Origin of the sequence: Rubripirellula lacrimiformis, from assembly GCF_007741535.1 — a bacterium.
In the GTDB taxonomy this organism is placed as follows: Bacteria; Planctomycetota; Planctomycetia; order Pirellulales; family Pirellulaceae; genus Rubripirellula; species Rubripirellula lacrimiformis.
In genome coordinates this window covers 5,502,364-5,517,577 of the sequence record NZ_CP036525.1, presented here as the reverse complement: position 1 = coordinate 5,517,577, position 15,214 = coordinate 5,502,364, and the positions used below count along the sequence as shown (strand labels likewise).

General features: G+C 57.9%; 11 protein-coding genes and 1 tRNA gene. 3 read left to right on the top strand and 9 right to left on the bottom strand.

Annotated features, from left to right (window positions below; all coding sequences use genetic code 11):
- Positions 1 to 7: 7 nt before the first annotated feature.
- The 4 genes from K227x_RS19305 to K227x_RS19290 form a co-directional block, all read right to left on the bottom strand.
- Complete coding sequence (locus K227x_RS19305; protein ID WP_145172069.1) at positions 8 to 802, bottom strand: metallophosphoesterase family protein; 795 nt, start codon at positions 800 to 802, stop codon at positions 8 to 10.
- A 100-nt stretch (positions 803 to 902) separates the two neighbouring features.
- Positions 903 to 1,574, bottom strand: coding sequence for a YqgE/AlgH family protein (locus K227x_RS19300; RefSeq protein ID WP_145172067.1), 672 nt, complete (start codon positions 1,572 to 1,574; stop codon positions 903 to 905).
- Between the two features lie 268 nt (positions 1,575 to 1,842).
- Positions 1,843 to 2,838 (bottom strand): ketoacyl-ACP synthase III, encoded by a 996-nt coding sequence (locus K227x_RS19295; protein WP_145172065.1) that lies wholly within the window; start codon positions 2,836 to 2,838, stop codon positions 1,843 to 1,845.
- Between the two features lie 523 nt (positions 2,839 to 3,361).
- Positions 3,362 to 3,434 (bottom strand) — tRNA-Gly (locus K227x_RS19290).
- A gap of 815 nt (positions 3,435 to 4,249) precedes the next feature.
- On the opposite strand from K227x_RS19290, the gene tig reads away from it, so the two are divergent.
- Positions 4,250 to 5,758: a trigger factor gene (gene tig, locus K227x_RS19285; RefSeq protein ID WP_145172063.1), complete on the top strand. Its 1,509-nt coding sequence runs from the start codon at positions 4,250 to 4,252 to the stop codon at positions 5,756 to 5,758.
- A 212-nt stretch (positions 5,759 to 5,970) separates the two neighbouring features.
- Here the strand turns inward: tig and K227x_RS19280 are convergent, their stop codons facing one another.
- The 3 genes from K227x_RS19280 to K227x_RS19270 all read right to left on the bottom strand — a co-directional run bounded on the left by K227x_RS19280 (position 5,971) and on the right by K227x_RS19270 (position 10,455).
- The gene (locus tag K227x_RS19280) at positions 5,971 to 6,819 is read right to left on the bottom strand and encodes a hypothetical protein (protein ID WP_218933381.1); all 849 of its coding nucleotides are present in this window, start codon (positions 6,817 to 6,819) and stop codon (positions 5,971 to 5,973) included.
- Positions 6,820 to 7,239: 420 nt separating this feature from the next.
- Positions 7,240 to 8,394: a DUF1559 family PulG-like putative transporter gene (locus K227x_RS19275; protein ID WP_145178131.1), complete on the bottom strand. Its 1,155-nt coding sequence runs from the start codon at positions 8,392 to 8,394 to the stop codon at positions 7,240 to 7,242.
- Between the two features lie 315 nt (positions 8,395 to 8,709).
- On the bottom strand, positions 8,710 to 10,455 hold the full coding sequence (locus tag K227x_RS19270; RefSeq protein WP_145172059.1) for a 30S ribosomal protein S1: 1,746 nt from the start codon (positions 10,453 to 10,455) through the stop codon (positions 8,710 to 8,712).
- Positions 10,456 to 10,663: 208 nt separating this feature from the next.
- Between K227x_RS19270 and K227x_RS19265 the strand changes: the two genes are divergently transcribed.
- Together K227x_RS19265 and K227x_RS19260 are read left to right on the top strand one after the other, a co-directional pair.
- A complete protein-coding gene (locus K227x_RS19265) occupies positions 10,664 to 11,185 on the top strand; it encodes a hypothetical protein (RefSeq protein ID WP_145172057.1) in 522 nt (173 codons plus the stop codon).
- An 812-nt stretch (positions 11,186 to 11,997) separates the two neighbouring features.
- On the top strand, positions 11,998 to 12,876 hold the full coding sequence (locus K227x_RS19260; RefSeq protein WP_145172055.1) for a hypothetical protein: 879 nt from the start codon (positions 11,998 to 12,000) through the stop codon (positions 12,874 to 12,876).
- A gap of 60 nt (positions 12,877 to 12,936) precedes the next feature.
- Here the strand turns inward: K227x_RS19260 and K227x_RS19255 are convergent, their stop codons facing one another.
- Both K227x_RS19255 and K227x_RS19250 read right to left on the bottom strand, forming a co-directional pair.
- The gene (locus K227x_RS19255; RefSeq protein ID WP_145172053.1) at positions 12,937 to 13,938 is read right to left on the bottom strand and encodes an SMP-30/gluconolactonase/LRE family protein; all 1,002 of its coding nucleotides are present in this window, start codon (positions 13,936 to 13,938) and stop codon (positions 12,937 to 12,939) included.
- A 446-nt stretch (positions 13,939 to 14,384) separates the two neighbouring features.
- Positions 14,385 to 15,209, bottom strand: coding sequence for a 7-carboxy-7-deazaguanine synthase QueE (locus K227x_RS19250; protein ID WP_145172051.1), 825 nt, complete (start codon positions 15,207 to 15,209; stop codon positions 14,385 to 14,387).
- Between the last annotated feature and the right edge of the window lie 5 nt (positions 15,210 to 15,214).

Genomic DNA, 15,214 nt, shown 5'->3' with positions numbered 1-15,214 from the left:
CGCGGCGCTAGCTAGATGGGAACCGGTCGGCGAACAGGTGGTGTCTGTCTTCGCGAGCGCTGAGGTCCTGCGTTTTGTTTCCAAAGCGTTGCCGACAAAACTTCGTAATCGATTTGCCGATCTTCTTGGCGGTAAGTGCGGCCGATAAAATCGGCGGTCGTTGCACGTGACCGTGACGATTCGTTTGGATCATGTCGCCGGTTTCAACATCCATCGCCGTCAAGCAACCACCGCCAAAGCAGTAGGTGTCGATGCAAACCAAGTGCCCTGCATCCAGGATCCGATTGTCAGGCTGCGGGGTGTGCCCGACGATCACACGTTTGCCACTTTGATGGGGCGGGGGCACCGGCGTGGGCAGGTGGTTCCAGTAGAGCGTCATTTCTTCTTGCGCTGGCATGCTTAGGTTCGGCAGGTAGCCAGCGTGGACAAAGATGTGTTTTGCGGTCTCGTAGTAGGGAAGCAAATCCATGAAAAATTCGTGGTGGTTCGCTGGCAGTTTGTCCAGGCTTCCCCCGTAACTGCTGACCGTGGCTTGTCCGCCGTTGGCCAGCCAAACCGTGTCGCTAAGGCCGCCCCGTGCCACGCCCTGCAGCATGATTTCGTGGTTGCCACGCAGCGTCACCACTCGGCAGCGATTCTGAAGCGCGATCACCTGATCGACGACGTCGCGGCTATCGGGGCCGCGGTCAACGTAATCGCCCAGGAACACCAGTTCGTCTTCTGGGGTGGGGGCAATGGTCTCGATCAGCGTTCGTAGTGCTTTGGAGCATCCATGCACATCGCCAATGGCAAAGCGTCGCATCGAATCAAATTCCTAAACGGTCAGGGTGCGATCGCCAGGGGCGGAGGACGAGAAAAAACAGTGTCGCGATCGAGGTCACTTTGACGTCGATCAGTTCAGTTCAGTTCAGGTCAGGGTCACCGAAGCGTACACCGGGTGCGATTTCCGTCAGGATATCGTGTCCGCACTGTCGGACCGCTTTTTCCCAACACAGATCAGGGTCTCCGAAAATGATATCGGGATCCGCATCGCCTGCTAGCCATCCGCCCACTCGCAGTTCTTCGTCCAGTTGGCCGGGGCCCCAACCGCTGTAATGAGCCACGTACCGGACTCTGGCGTCGGGCCGTCGCAGCAGAATCCGCAGATGGTCGTCATCGCCGGTGATCCAGGCCGGTGGGTTGCCCAGTTCGATCGACATCGATCCCCACGGTTCAGCAGGGAATTCGTGCAGGGTGAACTTGGACGCTTCGCTGTAGGTTTGCCCGGGGCTGAGCGGTTTTCCGGCGGCATCGTAGGGGCCGCACGGTTCGCCGACGCCCGCCAGATCGTGCAGTGCCAGCAGCGGTCCTTCGACTGGTCCGCCGCGGTAAATCTCGTCGTCGCAGCGGGGATTGCCCTCCGCGGGGGACAGTTCCACCAAGTCTCGGAAGCGTCGTTCGGTCGGGCGGTTGATCGTCAAACCAAAGGCGCCTTCGACATCATGGCGGATCACAAAGACGACCGACCTCAGGAAATTTCCGTCGCTTAAATATGGTGAAGCGATCAGTAGCCGGCCGGAAAGATTCGTGGCCATGGGTCGATACCCCGGAAAATGAGAAGATGGGCGGATCGTTGTGGGTTATTCCGAAGTATAGGCGGAAGCGACGTGCGGGTTGTTCACCGAACCCGATATTCCCATCCAAACTTTCCGATCGACGCGGACCAGTCCACCGCTAGCTGGTGTATCTCGTTCATTCGGACGCCGCGTTCCAGGCTTGCCACTCTCGCTACCGCCGACGGCATCACGGATGCCGCCGCGTTTTTTTCCGCTGCCGCGCGATAGAGAACGTCCGCCGCGGGCCCTAGGCTTCTTTCCACAGGCATCCAGCCCACGAAAGACCGACGCCAAATCCGACCAGCATGTTGGTTTGGCCCGACTTCAATTCGCCTTTGCTGCGTAATTGGTCAATCAGGATTGGCAGCGTGCAGGACACTGTATTGCCTACGTCCACCATGTCGATTGGCAGTCGATCGTCGGACACGTTCATCCGACTGCGAAGCTGGTCCAACATTTTCCAGGTCGCTTGGTGCATCAAGTATTTGTCGATGCCGGCGTCCGACAGGCCGTTTTCCTCTAAGATTTCGTCGATCAACCTTGGGATCGCGTCGACCGTGAAATTGATCAGGCTGGGGCCATCCATATACAGGCGGCTCTTCCAGCGTTTTCGGTGCCGTGGTTTGATCGCATCGGATGCTGGTCGTGCTCCACCATCACCCACCATCAACATGTCACCGCCGCTACCGTCGCTGCCGAATTGGAATCCCCAAAGCGACGGCGTTTCGCCGGGGGTGATCAATGTTGCGGCCGCGGCGTCACCAAAGATCGTCCGTAGGCTGCGGTCATCCTGGTCGATGTATTTGGAATACGTTTCGGCGGTCAGCAGCAGGATGTTTTTGGCAGCACGGCTTTGGATCAGGCCGTCGGCAACCGCCAACCCATACACAAATCCGCTGCAGCCAAGGTTAAAGTCGATCGCACCGCAGCGGGTCGGCAGGCCTAGTCGGTCCTGGATCAAACAGCTTGTGGTCGGCAGCGGATAGTCGGGCGTCTGGGTGCACAGCAGCAAAAAATCGACGTCGTTACGGTCGATTGCACCGGAGTCGAACAGTTTTTCAGCGGCTGCCACAGCCAGGTCGCTTGCCGTTTCATCCGGGGCCGCGATATGACGCTGGCGGATGCCTGTCTTTTCTTCGATCAGCGGCAGGTCCCAGCGCGGGTATTCCTCGGCCAGCATGGCGTTGGTTTCCACTCGCTCGGGCAAATGAACGGCGATCTTTCCGATTTGGGCGTACGGCACGGACTATCCAATTTCCGGGTTCGGTGTGAACCGAGGGAGGCGACGATGCGCCCGGGTGTATCTGGACGCTTGGCGATGCAGGTCCAGACGTGGTCAATCAGTCGTGGTTGCGATACGAAACGAATCCGCACAGGCGGCATTCGAGTCTGTCACTTTTCTAACGCTGAGCTGCTTTTTTCGGTAGGGGCAGCAGCCTCAGTTCGCTGGGAACAGTTTACCGGAAAGCGGGGCCAGGGCGAAATCCGTCACCGGTTTGTCGATTGAACGAGCCGTTCGGCGAAAGCCTCGGTCGCTCCACCCAGGAACCGGGGCTATTGCCCGAATGGCTCGCATTCAGATTGGAAACTGGATTCAGTCGACAAACCGTCCTGGGGTTGGCCAGCACACGTTTCGAAGGATCGATATCCGAATCGGAAAATCGGGGTCCTGCGGCATCCACTTGATCGTTAAGGGAAGTGGAGAAACCACTCGGGGTGGTTTCGGCCCGCGATGAATGCGGGCGGACAAGACAAAAGAAAAAGAGAGCGGCTGATCGGATTCGAACCGACGACAATCACGTTGGCAACGTGATGCTCTACCAACTGAGCTACAGCCGCTGAGCACTCTTGAGTGACGGACGTCACTTGCTTGTGAGAGGCAGATTATAGAAGTCGTCGGCTACTCGGCAAGGCCTCTTTGACATCCTTTTTTTGAACGCCTCTCAGAGCGTCCAATTTGAGTCCGTTTGTACTGATTACGGCGAAACAGAGGTGTGGGCAAAGCACGATCGGCCGGCCGAAGGTCGTCCGAGCGAATTCGACCGCTAAAAAAATTTCGGCGTGATCCTGTTTCATTCGCATGCTGGTTTGGTTTGCGCATTGCAGAAATGTTGAAACGCGAGGGACACTGCCTACACCGCTCGATGATGAAATGAGAGAGGTAACAGAGGTAGTGGAATGGAGCGTGGGGACGGCCCAAGGCGTGTGGCTCGGGAATGATCGCGTGTTCGTCGGGTGTCGATCGTGTGTTCGTCGTTTGGCCGCGTGCCCATCAGGCCGCGCCGGGTCAGTCGGCTACGAAAATGTACAAGGCATCGTCCCTGCCTCCGAAACGAATTGCAACTTAAGAAACAGCAGCATACAGGTGCCGGATCCGCTTGCTGGGACGCCGGGGGCTGAACCGATGCCCAGGTTTGGGACGGGAATCACGGGCAAACCCGCCTTTTTGGCATCTGATTTGGCAATCCGGGGGGGCTGAATCGGGCTGCCGAGACGCTTGGTTGAGAAACGTTTGGAAATGCTGGTACGACCCCGCTTGCTGATTTTCGTCATTTCTCGCTAAACTGCCGGGTTGAATCGACGACGCCGCGGATGGCGACGTCCAGCTATCCCACTGCAGCCATACATAATTGAAACCGAGGGCTTTCGCGCCGATGTCCACCTCTACCGAGAACCAACTCACCGACGTCGCTGAAGAAAAGGCACCGCTGAAGTTGGAAATCAAAGTCGAAAGCCCGCAAGCATGTTTGCGCGAGGTTATCGTCACGATTCCGCACTCCGAGGTAGAGCGGTACCTCAAAGACGCTTACGACGAATTGGTTCCCGAGGCACAAGTGCCCGGTTTCCGCAGTGGTCGTGCACCACGCAAGTTGGTCGAAAAGCAATTCCGCGACCGTGTTGAAGAACAGGTCAAAGGCGCGCTGTTGATGGACAGCTTGGCCCAAGTCACCGAAGACGACAGCTTCAACGCAATCGGTGAACCTGACTTCGACTACAACTCGATCAAGATTCCCGCGTCGGGCGATTTTAAATTCCAGTTCCAAATCGAAGTGCGTCCTGAATTCAAGACGCCCGAGTGGAAGGGGATGAGCCTGAACAAACCTGTCGAAGAAATCGCCGACGAAGACGTTCAAGAAGCATTGGACCGAGTCTTGGCTCGTTACGGTTCGCTCGAAGGCACCGACGCTCCAGCGGAAACCGGCGACAAGCTGTTGATCACCGCCAAGTTCAAGAAGGACGGCAAAGTTCTTTCGACGATGGACGAAGAACGTGTCGACCTGAACGATCGTCTGAGCCTTTCGGACGGCGTTTGCGAAGATTTCGGCAGCCTGATGACTGGCGTCAAAGAAGGCGAAACCCGCAAGGGGAAAGTCAAGGTCGCCGACGGTGCGTCCGACGAAGCCATGCAAGGCCAAGAAGTGGATGCCGAATTCCACGTCGTCGAAGTGCTGAAGCTTGAATTGCCCGAGATGACCGAAGAGTTCTTGGGTGAATTGGGCGACTTCGAATCCGAGCAAGAGCTGCGTGATTTCGTCCGCGACTCGCTGACTCGCCAAGCCGACTACCGCACTCAACAAGCGGTTCGCAAGACCGTCGTGGATCTGTTGACCGGGTCAGCCGACTTCGAATTGCCGGCCACACTGGTTCGTCGCCAAACCGCACGCGAACTGGAACGTAAAGTTCTGGAACTTCGCCGTAGCGGATTCGATGACGATATGATCCGTCGCTTCGTCAACGCGTCCCGCCAAAACGCACAGGCCACCACCGAGTCGGCTCTGCGTGAACACTTCATCCTGGAACAGATCGCCGAAGAAGAGAAGATCGACGCCGAGGAAGCTGATTACGCTGCTGAAATCGCCCTGATCGCTCAACAAAGCGATATGCCAGAACGACGCGTTCGCGCTCGTCTGGAAAAGCAGGGCCAGATGGATGCACTGCGAAATCAAATCGTTGAACGTAAGGTCATCGAATTGGTTGTCGAAAGTGCCAAGGTCACCGAAGAACCTGTCGACAAGAAGACCGGTGAAGAAGGCAGCGAATTCGCCGTCTATCACAACGTTCTGCCGACCAAGGATGCCGAAGTCATCCCAACCGCCAAGTACGATGACGGTTCGGCTCCGGACACCGAAAAGAAGCCGACCGAACGCGACACCGAAGACTGATCTGTTTGCGTTTGATCGCAAATCGATCTCATCCCTACAAAAAAGCCTCGATCAGATTTTCTGGTCGAGGTTTTTTTGTGCTCGGGTGGGCGGCATCACCGTAGGTGTGGATGGCGGTGCACTGCGGACTGCTGTTTGTGACGCGCTGCCTGGCCGTAATCGATCCGTCGTGGCCGCGGACTACCGCGATCCGTCGGGTGCGATCTGCCGCGTTACAGTTGGTCGATCGCGGTTGGGACCCGATCGATCCGGATCAGGACGACGATCTGTTCTTCCTGGTTGTCGGCGTTCAGGCCGGCCAACATGCGTTTGGCCAGTCCCGTCAGTGGCCAAGTGGGGGCGATCACGATCATGTCGCCCTGTGCCGCTTCGATGTCTAGGTCCAGCGATGGGATGGACCAGGTTTCGCGTCGCTGGTCGATGCGGATCGCCGAATCGCTGCCGATCCATTTTTGGCGCATCTCGCCATGTTGGATTTCGGTGCGAAGTTTCAGCATGATCTGCTGTTGTCCGGTCATCTGGATCGGGTGGACCGCCATGAGGTATTGAGCGTTGTTGAGCGTTCGGCCGATGGTTTGGTCGCCGATGCGAGCCATCGCCACATGCTGGCCTTCGATCGGAGTACGCAGATTCAGCTCGTACCGTTTGCCGATTCGCATCGGAATCCGTTTCTCACCTCGCGAAACATCGCTGGCGACCGCGGCGCTGGCCAGAAAATTGTCCAGCGCGTCGTGGTCGGACGCGATCGCTGATAGCCGTTGGCGGAACCGTTCGTCGCTGCTGACGACTCCCACGCGAAGTCCGTTGTCGATCAATCGGCTTCGCAAATGCACGTCGATGGGCGTTTCGTCCACCCACTGCCACAGCGATGCGGCTTGGTCGGGATCCGTCTGATCTACCTTGATGTTGACAAATTCAACGTCCAGCACGATCGACTTTTTGGATTCGCCAATTCGCCGCTGGCCGGCGGGAGGGTTCCTGGAAGCGCTCGTCAATGCGTCGACGGATGAATTTTCTTTCCAATTGGCGCAGCCGCCTACCCACAACGCAGACGCGAGCAACGCAATCAGACGGTAGGACGCTGGAGAGAAAATCGTAGGATCCGCCTAGGACGAGCGAGTTTCGGGCTCAGTATCGGCAAACGGTACGATTTGCGGGCAAACCGCGTCAAGACAGTCCTAGCGGATGGAAAGTAGCAGAGTGCGCCCGCCAGTGTGCATTGTGACCCGCCGGGAATCCCCCCCCAAAAAAAATGCCCTCGAAAGAACGACGAAATCGACAACCCATCAAGCCTTTCGGAGGTCCCACCCCCCTAAGCCGAAACAGCGTAGGCCGAAACAAGCGAAGCGCTGTTCCGGCATCCGTTTGCGTTTCCTGTGATCGTCGATTGCCGGATCCGCGTCGCTGCGCTCCTTGATCCGGCCTACATACCTCGCGGTGCGATCGATGCCGTTCTGACGCACCCGGTTGCGGCGGCCGCGTTACGGTAGGTCCACTGGGATGAACTCGTTGTTCGGCATGTCGCTGTTGCGGCCTGCTGGGGTCAACAGGGCCTGGTAGGTTTGGTAATCGATCCAATTGCCGACGAACCGCACGCTTCCATCGACCATCGCCATGTTCACTCCACCGGTATGGAGCGACGAGGGGCGAGCCAGGTCCGATGCGTTGGCGTTGGTCATTACATCAATGTAGACATCGCCACCGTTGATCTTGTGAATCGGATCCACCGGTGCAGCCCCGGCAAATGCATGCGGGTCTTCGAAGTGGAATACGGCACCCTGGGCGTAGCGTGACTTCGGCGGGTATGCCACCCATCGATTGCCGCCGATGGTCGCGATCGATGTGAGGTGAGACGTGTCGTTGGCCAATCGAGTGCGGTAGGTCGCCTGGGCTTGATTGTTCTCGCTCAACAGCATCGTCTGGCTGGTTCCGTCTTTGCAGTGGTCGGAATGGAATCGTTTGCCGGTGGGAATCTGCGTGGTGGGCGCCGCTGCATCAAAGCCAGCGTACTGATTGTTGAAGATTCCGTTGGAACGGTTCGACGACTTCAAGAAATCGACCGATCTGGATGCTTGGCCGGGCCGCGTGTACGTCATTGGAAATGAATCGACGTGCATCCCCGTGTTCGCGATGTAATGGTTGATTCCGCGAGTGGCCAGGTAGTTGCTGGCGCTTGGGCAGATGAATGATTCGATATTGGTTGCTGCGTAGGCGTGATAGCCATCTTCGGTCGGTGTCACGCTTGATTGATGGTTTGCAATGATCGGGTACCGATCCAAGCTCCAGCGTTCGTATGCCGGTTGGTATCCCAGCGATCCCATGATCGCGATCGGCCATCCGCCAATCTTGATGTGCGGTGGGACGTTGCCGCCGTAGTTCGAAAAATCGCTGGGGTCGGTGCCGCCAGCAAATTCACCGAACTGTTGCAGGTACCCAGGCATGTGCCCCGCCGTCGATTCAAATCCGATTGTCGCCAGAGACAGTTGCCGAAGATTTTCGGCGCATTGTGCACGCGCCATCGTGCGGCGGGCCTCCATCACGGCGGGAACGGAAATGCTGACCAAGATCCCGATGATCGCAATGACGACCAGCAGTTCGACCAGCGTATAGCCAGCCAAGCGAGTGGATGAACGCATCGCACACCTCCAATTTTTGAAGAGACTGCGTCGCCGCGAAGGGCGGGGCAGCGTAGAGAAGAGGCTTTTGAGTGTAAGGCACGCAGCGGGCGCCGATCAAGAAAAATCACTCGTTTGGCCGTTTGACGCACCGTGCTGGTCACGATGATCCGCACTGGAGAACGCGTTGAAGAGCAAGCGAGCGGCCCGATACCGACGTTGCGAAACGATCGGAATCCGCGCAGGAGGCCGGCGTGGCGCAAAAAAAAATGGCGGCCGCAAGATTCTTCTTGCGACCGCCATCGTGGTTCAGGTTCAGCGTTGGGAAGGTCGTGGTTACCAGCGAAGGCCAAACTTCTCGCCGCCCGATGCCGTGTTGTTGCCGCCCTTCAGCGGGCCAGCGTGCATGGGTTTGACGGCGACGTCGCGCTGTTCCTCTTCTTCTTCGACCGGTTTCGACGATTCAACCGCCGGTGCATTGACCTGTTTCATCGACAGACCAATCTTTTGAGCGTCGCGGTCAAACGACAGGACCTTCACTTCGACGTCTTGTCCTTCGCTGACGAAGGCGTCGACGCGGCTGACACGGTGGTTGGCAACTTCCGAGATGTGGACGAGTCCTTCGACACCCGCGGTCAGTTTGACAAAGCAACCGAAGGCAGCGATTCGGGTGACCGATCCGGTGTGGATCGATCCGACTTCAAATTCGCCTTCGGCGGTGTCCCAGGGGTTTTCTTGCAGGTCGCGGAACGACAGGCCGATCTTGCCGGTCTCTTTGTCGACTTTGTCGATCTGCACCGCAACTTTTTGACCGACTTCGACCACTTCGCTGGGGTGGGCAACCCGATCCCAGCTCAGTTTGCTGATGTGGATCAATCCGTCCAGCCCGCCCAGGTCGACGAATGCGCCAAAGTCTTTGACGCTTCGAACGATACCTTCGACGACTTGACCGACTTCGATGCTTTCCAGTTGTTCCTTGCGTTTCTCTTCGCGTTCGCGTTCCAAGATCGCACGACGGCTTAGCACCAAGTTGCCACGACGAGCGTTCGCTTCGGTCACGACACACAAGAATTTCTGGTCAACAAATTCGCTGGCGTCTTCGATGCGGTGTTCGGAAATCTGACCCATCGGAATGAATCCGCGAGCTCCGCCAACCTTGCATTCCAGTCCGCCGGTGTTGTGTCCGGTGATGGTCGCTTCGACGATCGCGCCTTCTTCGATGTCTTCCCAATCGGAAACATCGATCGCACCGCCGGGAAGTCCCAGGACGTAAAGTCCGTCGGCCGATGCAAAGCCGCGGATCACGACTTCGATGGATGACCCAACGGCAGGTTCTTCGGTGAACTGTTCGAAGGGGACCATGCCTTCGTCGGGACCGCCAAGAGCGACAAAGACGAATTCCTTGTCAACCTTCAGCACCTGTCCGCTGACTCGTGCGTTTTCTTCCAGCGGTGTCTTCCGCTCTGGCATCCCGGCTGAACCACCCAAGATTGCATCGACATCGGCCGCCGCCAATTCGGCATCCAGTTCGGCTTGCAGATCGTCCGACAATCCCATCCGGCGATTCGGCACAGCGACTCGTTGGGGAGTTTTGGGCCGCGGCGTTTTGTCGGGATCGCCCGATCCGGTGCTGTAGGCGCCGGCTTCCTTGGGCTTGTCCGCAGTCGCTTTATCGCCAGCTAGTCGCGGACGAGGTGCTTTTTTCTTTTTCGGTTGCCCCTCGGGTTTAGGTTGAACCCCGGTTTGTTTTGCCAGATCTTCCGCGCTCACCGTTGGCGAAGAAGGTTTCGCGATCCCAAGTCCACGCGCCGAAAGCGGCCCAGCACCGCGTGCGGCCTTGGCCTGCGATCCCGACGTTTTCGAATCCGAATCGGTGGACGCGGCACTGGATTCCGGAGCACCCGAAGCTTGGGGCTGGCCGGAGGCAGCGTCGGTCACAGCCGTATCGGACTCAGGATTCGGTGTTGTTTCCGCTGTCGGCTGGGTTGCTGCCGAAGCAGATTCCGAGGCCGAGGGGGTGGAGGCAGCGTTTCCCGCCGCGGTAGGGTCCGTTTCGGGAGCCGAATGGTCGCCGGTGGTCATCGAATTCGTCAGCAGTAGAGCAGAGAGAAAAAATGGTCGGTCCGGCAATCGAACCGCGCGCGTCGTCACGATAGTCTAGCAATCATCCCCCGCGGTCGGTAGTCTTCGCACCCTTGCCGCTTTATCGGTGAATTATTTGGCCCCCCACGCCAAAGTTTGCCTGTTTTCTACTCGCCGCAATCAGTCTCGGACCTCGGAGTCACCTTTCATGCCCGATTTGGAACCTTTCTGCGCCGAATCAATCTCGCTTTTCGGACAGTCGATCGTCCAGGCAGTGGGCGAAGCCCCAATGCCGGGACTCGGGGACGGTCCGAAGGTCCCGGCGCTTGCCAAATGTTTGTCGGATTCTTTGTCGGATGGCGCGATTGGAAGGAAAATTCCCGCTGGCTCGGTCGCCGGATTGTGGCTGCTGGCTGGCGAACTGGATCGCAGCCATTCGATCAGCCAAGATGATGGATCGGCCGAAGGAAGTTTCTGGCACGGTGTCATGCATCGCCGCGAAGGTGATTTTGGCAACGCCAAGTATTGGTTCCGACGTGTAGGCAATCACCCCGTATTCGAATCGATGGCAGGCAAGTATCCGTCGATCTATCCAACCCCCCAACAGTTCGTCGACGAATGCGAAAAGGCTCTCTCGCCTAGTCCTGATGGCGGTTCGGCTGGCCCCCGATTGTGCGGCGAAGTGCAGTGGTACGAGTGGCAGGTGATGATGGCGTACCACCTTGGATAAGTGACATTTGCCAACCATTTCGATGCTTTTGTTTCGGTTAACCGCAAACCTATCGAAATTTGGCTCAGTAACCCCATAACGTGACCGATGAACTTATTGTCGGCGGATCAGAAGAACACCATGTGTGGGGCACATTCCGTTCTAATGCTCTCGCTGACAACTTAGCGGCTCGGGTTTTTTCCATCAGCCAGATTTTCGGATCTAGCAGGTGGGGCACAAAAACCCGGGCCGTTTTTTTTTGTACCCATCGCTCGACCGGTCGCTGTTCTGCTTGATCGCCGATGGATGTACCAGGCCATCAAGAGGTGCCATCGCTTGGGTGCCATGATTGGGGGCCGACGCCGGTCGCCCAAAGACGACGCTTGATTCAGCCGAGGTCTGGTAAACGTTTGGGCGTCGCGGAAAGTCCGAGTCTGATCGCCCAGCGGTTCACCTTCACTGCACCAAGGTGCGACTGCATCCACGACCCGCTGCCCACCGATTGCGTTTGAAGAGGTGAAGAATCAACAAAGACGTTGAAAGAATGCAACGTTGCAGAGCCTTGTCGGTTGGGACGGCCAGCGGTCCAGTAACTTCTAAGTCGTTTGGCAAAGACGACTTATCCGTGTCGTGAAGAGAGTCGCCGACGGGCTTGGCACGAGGCGTGCTTTGGTTGGCATGTGCCGCTCTGGTGATCGATCGGATTTCGCGTTGGACTTTCAACGCGACTCATGGATCGATTCGGGGGTAGCGTACCTTCCCGCCAAAGGTCGGCCTCGCCATCGAGGCTGAACTTGCGGCTGCCGACGTCCTGCCTCTGGTTTTGCTCCGTCATGCATTGTGTCCTGATCGCCGATCTCGCTGCCGTCGTGTCTCAACACGGTCCGGCGATTCTATATGGACATGAAACGATTCCCGCCGAGGCGATGACACAGTACTGGGCATCATCGCGAAATCGATTCGAACTTTGGCACCAGACCATGGCCCGCTATCGAAAGACGGAACAGGCCGGCGACTTTGCAGCCCTGCGTTCGTGGTGGCATCAGCACATTGCGGTGATCGAAGAAGTGTTGGTGACCGAGACGTTGACGCGAGTGATCGCGGCCTTAGCAGCCGGATTGGACGAGGCGCATGACGAAGACGAAGTATCGCCGGTCACACACGCGGTATTCCAAGCCCACTTAGATGCTCGGAATCGAATCCTGAAACTGATGCTGTTCGGCCGCGGCAATTCGGTGCAGGACGCCGTCCGGCTAAACCGTCTGCGGCAAGGGGTCGAACGTTGGACCGATGCGATGATCGGTCGATTGGCGTGTGATCACCCGGGCACCATTCGCTACGCATTCGATGCCAAGCGAGCCGCTGAATATGCACGCGATACCCGCGGCTGTGGTGGTCGATCGATTCGTGACATGTCCGCCTGGCTGATGAACGCCGCGATGCACGACACACTTCGTCGTCGGACGTCCCCAAGTGCGGCGCTGCCCGAGGCGAATCGGGCTGTCGTCTCCAGCGTCATGATGATGATCCGGCCGGACCTGTTCGACAGCATCGGAACATTGAAATCGTTGTGGCTGCATCGGTTGCAATCCAGTGCGGATCGAGCCGACCGAGTCCTGCAAGAAGTGACCTCGCCGGACATCGACCATTCACCCACTGCCGACGCCATCGACCTGACCAGCCAAACGTACTTTCAACGCTGGTACATGTAGCCCGATCCGATCAGTGTCCGCCAAACGCTAGACCGCTGAACGCACCGCGATCGCAGCGAATCACTTCATTCGAACGCGGCAAACGAAGCTGTCAGCCGTGATATATAGCGTTTTCTGGTCCTGATCGAAGGTGCAGTTGCTGGTCCGTTGACCGGTGATCAGACGGCCCAGAAGTTTTCCCGCTGGGGTCATCACATAGATTCCGCCGGGGCCGCTGGCAAAGATGGTGCCGTCTTGGTGGATCGCCAAACCGTCGGGAGCACCGGCGAATTCTTTCGACCATTCGGTCGCATCGGCGATGACAGTACCGTCGCCCAACTTTTTGTCGCCCTGGTCACCTTCGTCTTGGATCGGAAACGACATCCAAATCGGTCGCTCGGAATCGCTTTGGGCAACCACCAATGTCTTTTCGTCCGGTGACAGTGCGATGCCATTGGGGCGTGTCAATTGTTTGGTCAGCAGCGTCAATTTTCCGTCGGCAGCCAATCGATAGACGCCACAGAAGTCCAGTTCACGACGTGGGTCGGCGGCACGTTCTGGCAATCCGTAGGGCGGGTCGGTGAAATAGATCGCGCCAGTTGAATCGAATACTAGATCGTTCGGGCTGTTCAGTCGGCGGCCCTGATAGTTGTCGACCAAGGTTCGTTTGCCACCGCCGCGAGTCAAAACCGAGATCCGGCGATCGCCGTGTTCGCAGGCGGTCAAGCGACCCTGCGAATCGATCGCCAGCCCGTTGCTGCCCGGTTCCAGCCCATAATAGGTGGCTCCGGTGTAACCGCTGGGATTCATGAATAGGGTAATGCCATCGCGTTCGGACCAACGGAAAATGCTGTTGCGTGGAATGTCCGAAAACAACAGGTGGCCACCCTGGTCGTCGGCGACCCATACCGGGCCCTCGGTCCATGTGAATCCGCCCGCCAACACCTCAATTTTGGCATCCGGGGCAATCAGCCCATCCAGTGCGGGATCGGTTCGTTCGATTCGGCCGATGGTTTCAGGCGTCTGGGCAAACAGATGGCCGGCAGACGACAGGCAACAGAGGATCAAAAAGGCAGTTCGCATGGTCAGGGCTCGAAGGCAGGCTAGGACAGACGGTGGGGTGGGACAGACGGTGGGGCGTCAGCATTGGCAGCCGCAGTACGCAGGGGGGGGGGGCTGACGGTGCGTCCCATTGTAGCTAGACGGGCGTCGCGATTCCTAACCCACCGTGGCGAAGATCATTCAGCCTTCAGATCATGGCTAGCGGCCTGCTGATTTAGGAACCCGCCGCGTAAGCGAGGGAATTCGACTGAGCCACTCGCTTTCACGCCGGATTGTGATTCCGATGCTGCTTTTGTTGACAACGACGAAGTCAGCAGGCCGCTTGCCACGCAGGGGACGTTGGAACAAACGATGACGTGGTGGATTTTGCCGGAAATCCATGCTGCGAAAGAATTCTGTCGAATCTGATTCCCGAAACCACCCGTCATTGTTCCGAAAGTCATTGTTCCGATGGTCCGAAGCACCGCTTAGGTGCCACGTTTGTTTCCGTACCATCGGATCTGCATGCGGTCACAGTATCGAAATCCCTGTTGGTCCGACCATGGCCGCAGCCAGGTCGCCGCTTGGTCCAACGCCGCTTCGGTAATCCCTTGCGGCATGATCCAAATGTCGTCGCTGGCCAGCAGCGATTGGGTGGGCGAATTCGGGTCCGGTTTGGAAAGTTCGTCCACGACGGCCAGGATTTCGTCAAATTCATCGGGGGAATCGACCACAAATTTGACCTGCACGTCCCGGGCACGCGAAATCAGGTTTCGCATCACGGGGATCGGCATCCGACGTTCTTGGTGCAATGAAGCCCAGCGAGGGTGTTCTCGCGGCTCTGGACTGCTGGCGGCCAATTTGGGGCTGATCGACATCAGGTCGCAGGGCCAATCGCGATCGATGGTGCCGGCCGTTTCGATCGTGATGTGATGGCCACGGTCGGACAGGATTTGGCAGAGCTCACCAACCGATTCGGGCAGCATCGGTTCGCCGCCGGTCAGCACGACGTGTTGGACTCCCGCGGCGGCGATTTCATCGGCGATCGCTGCGACCGTTTGGTGCGGACCCTCGGGTTTCCATGATGCGTACGGCGTGTCACAAAACCAGCATCGCAGGTTGCAACCGCTGGTCCGGACAAAGAAACTCTGCTGGCCGGTGAGCTTTCCTTCGCCTTGACGGCTGACAAAGGTCTCTGCAACACGCAGCCTGGACGCCGAAACCGTTGGCAAGTTCGAATTGGGGACTGGCGCGGTCCCCCTGGTCGCTTCCGGCGAGGCGTGCGAGAATCGAATTTCACCCGTGGAAGTCATTGAAA

What these genes read in the sequence shown, in the direction of transcription:
- K227x_RS19255 (WP_145172053.1), bottom strand. Translation starts at nt 13,938, where the DNA reads ATGCGAACTGCCTTTTTGATCCTCTGTTGCCTGTCGTCTGCCGGCCAT.
- K227x_RS19260 (WP_145172055.1), top strand. Translation starts at nt 11,998, where the DNA reads ATGCATTGTGTCCTGATCGCCGATCTCGCTGCCGTCGTGTCTCAACAC.
- K227x_RS19275 (WP_145178131.1), bottom strand. Translation starts at nt 8,394, where the DNA reads ATGCGTTCATCCACTCGCTTGGCTGGCTATACGCTGGTCGAACTGCTG.
- K227x_RS19250 (WP_145172051.1), bottom strand. Translation starts at nt 15,209, where the DNA reads ATGACTTCCACGGGTGAAATTCGATTCTCGCACGCCTCGCCGGAAGCG.
- K227x_RS19270 (WP_145172059.1), bottom strand. Translation starts at nt 10,455, where the DNA reads ATGACCACCGGCGACCATTCGGCTCCCGAAACGGACCCTACCGCGGCG.
- K227x_RS19305 (WP_145172069.1), bottom strand. Translation starts at nt 802, where the DNA reads ATGCGACGCTTTGCCATTGGCGATGTGCATGGATGCTCCAAAGCACTA.
- K227x_RS19265 (WP_145172057.1), top strand. Translation starts at nt 10,664, where the DNA reads ATGCCCGATTTGGAACCTTTCTGCGCCGAATCAATCTCGCTTTTCGGA.
- K227x_RS19300 (WP_145172067.1), bottom strand. Translation starts at nt 1,574, where the DNA reads ATGGCCACGAATCTTTCCGGCCGGCTACTGATCGCTTCACCATATTTA.
- tig (WP_145172063.1), top strand. Translation starts at nt 4,250, where the DNA reads ATGTCCACCTCTACCGAGAACCAACTCACCGACGTCGCTGAAGAAAAG.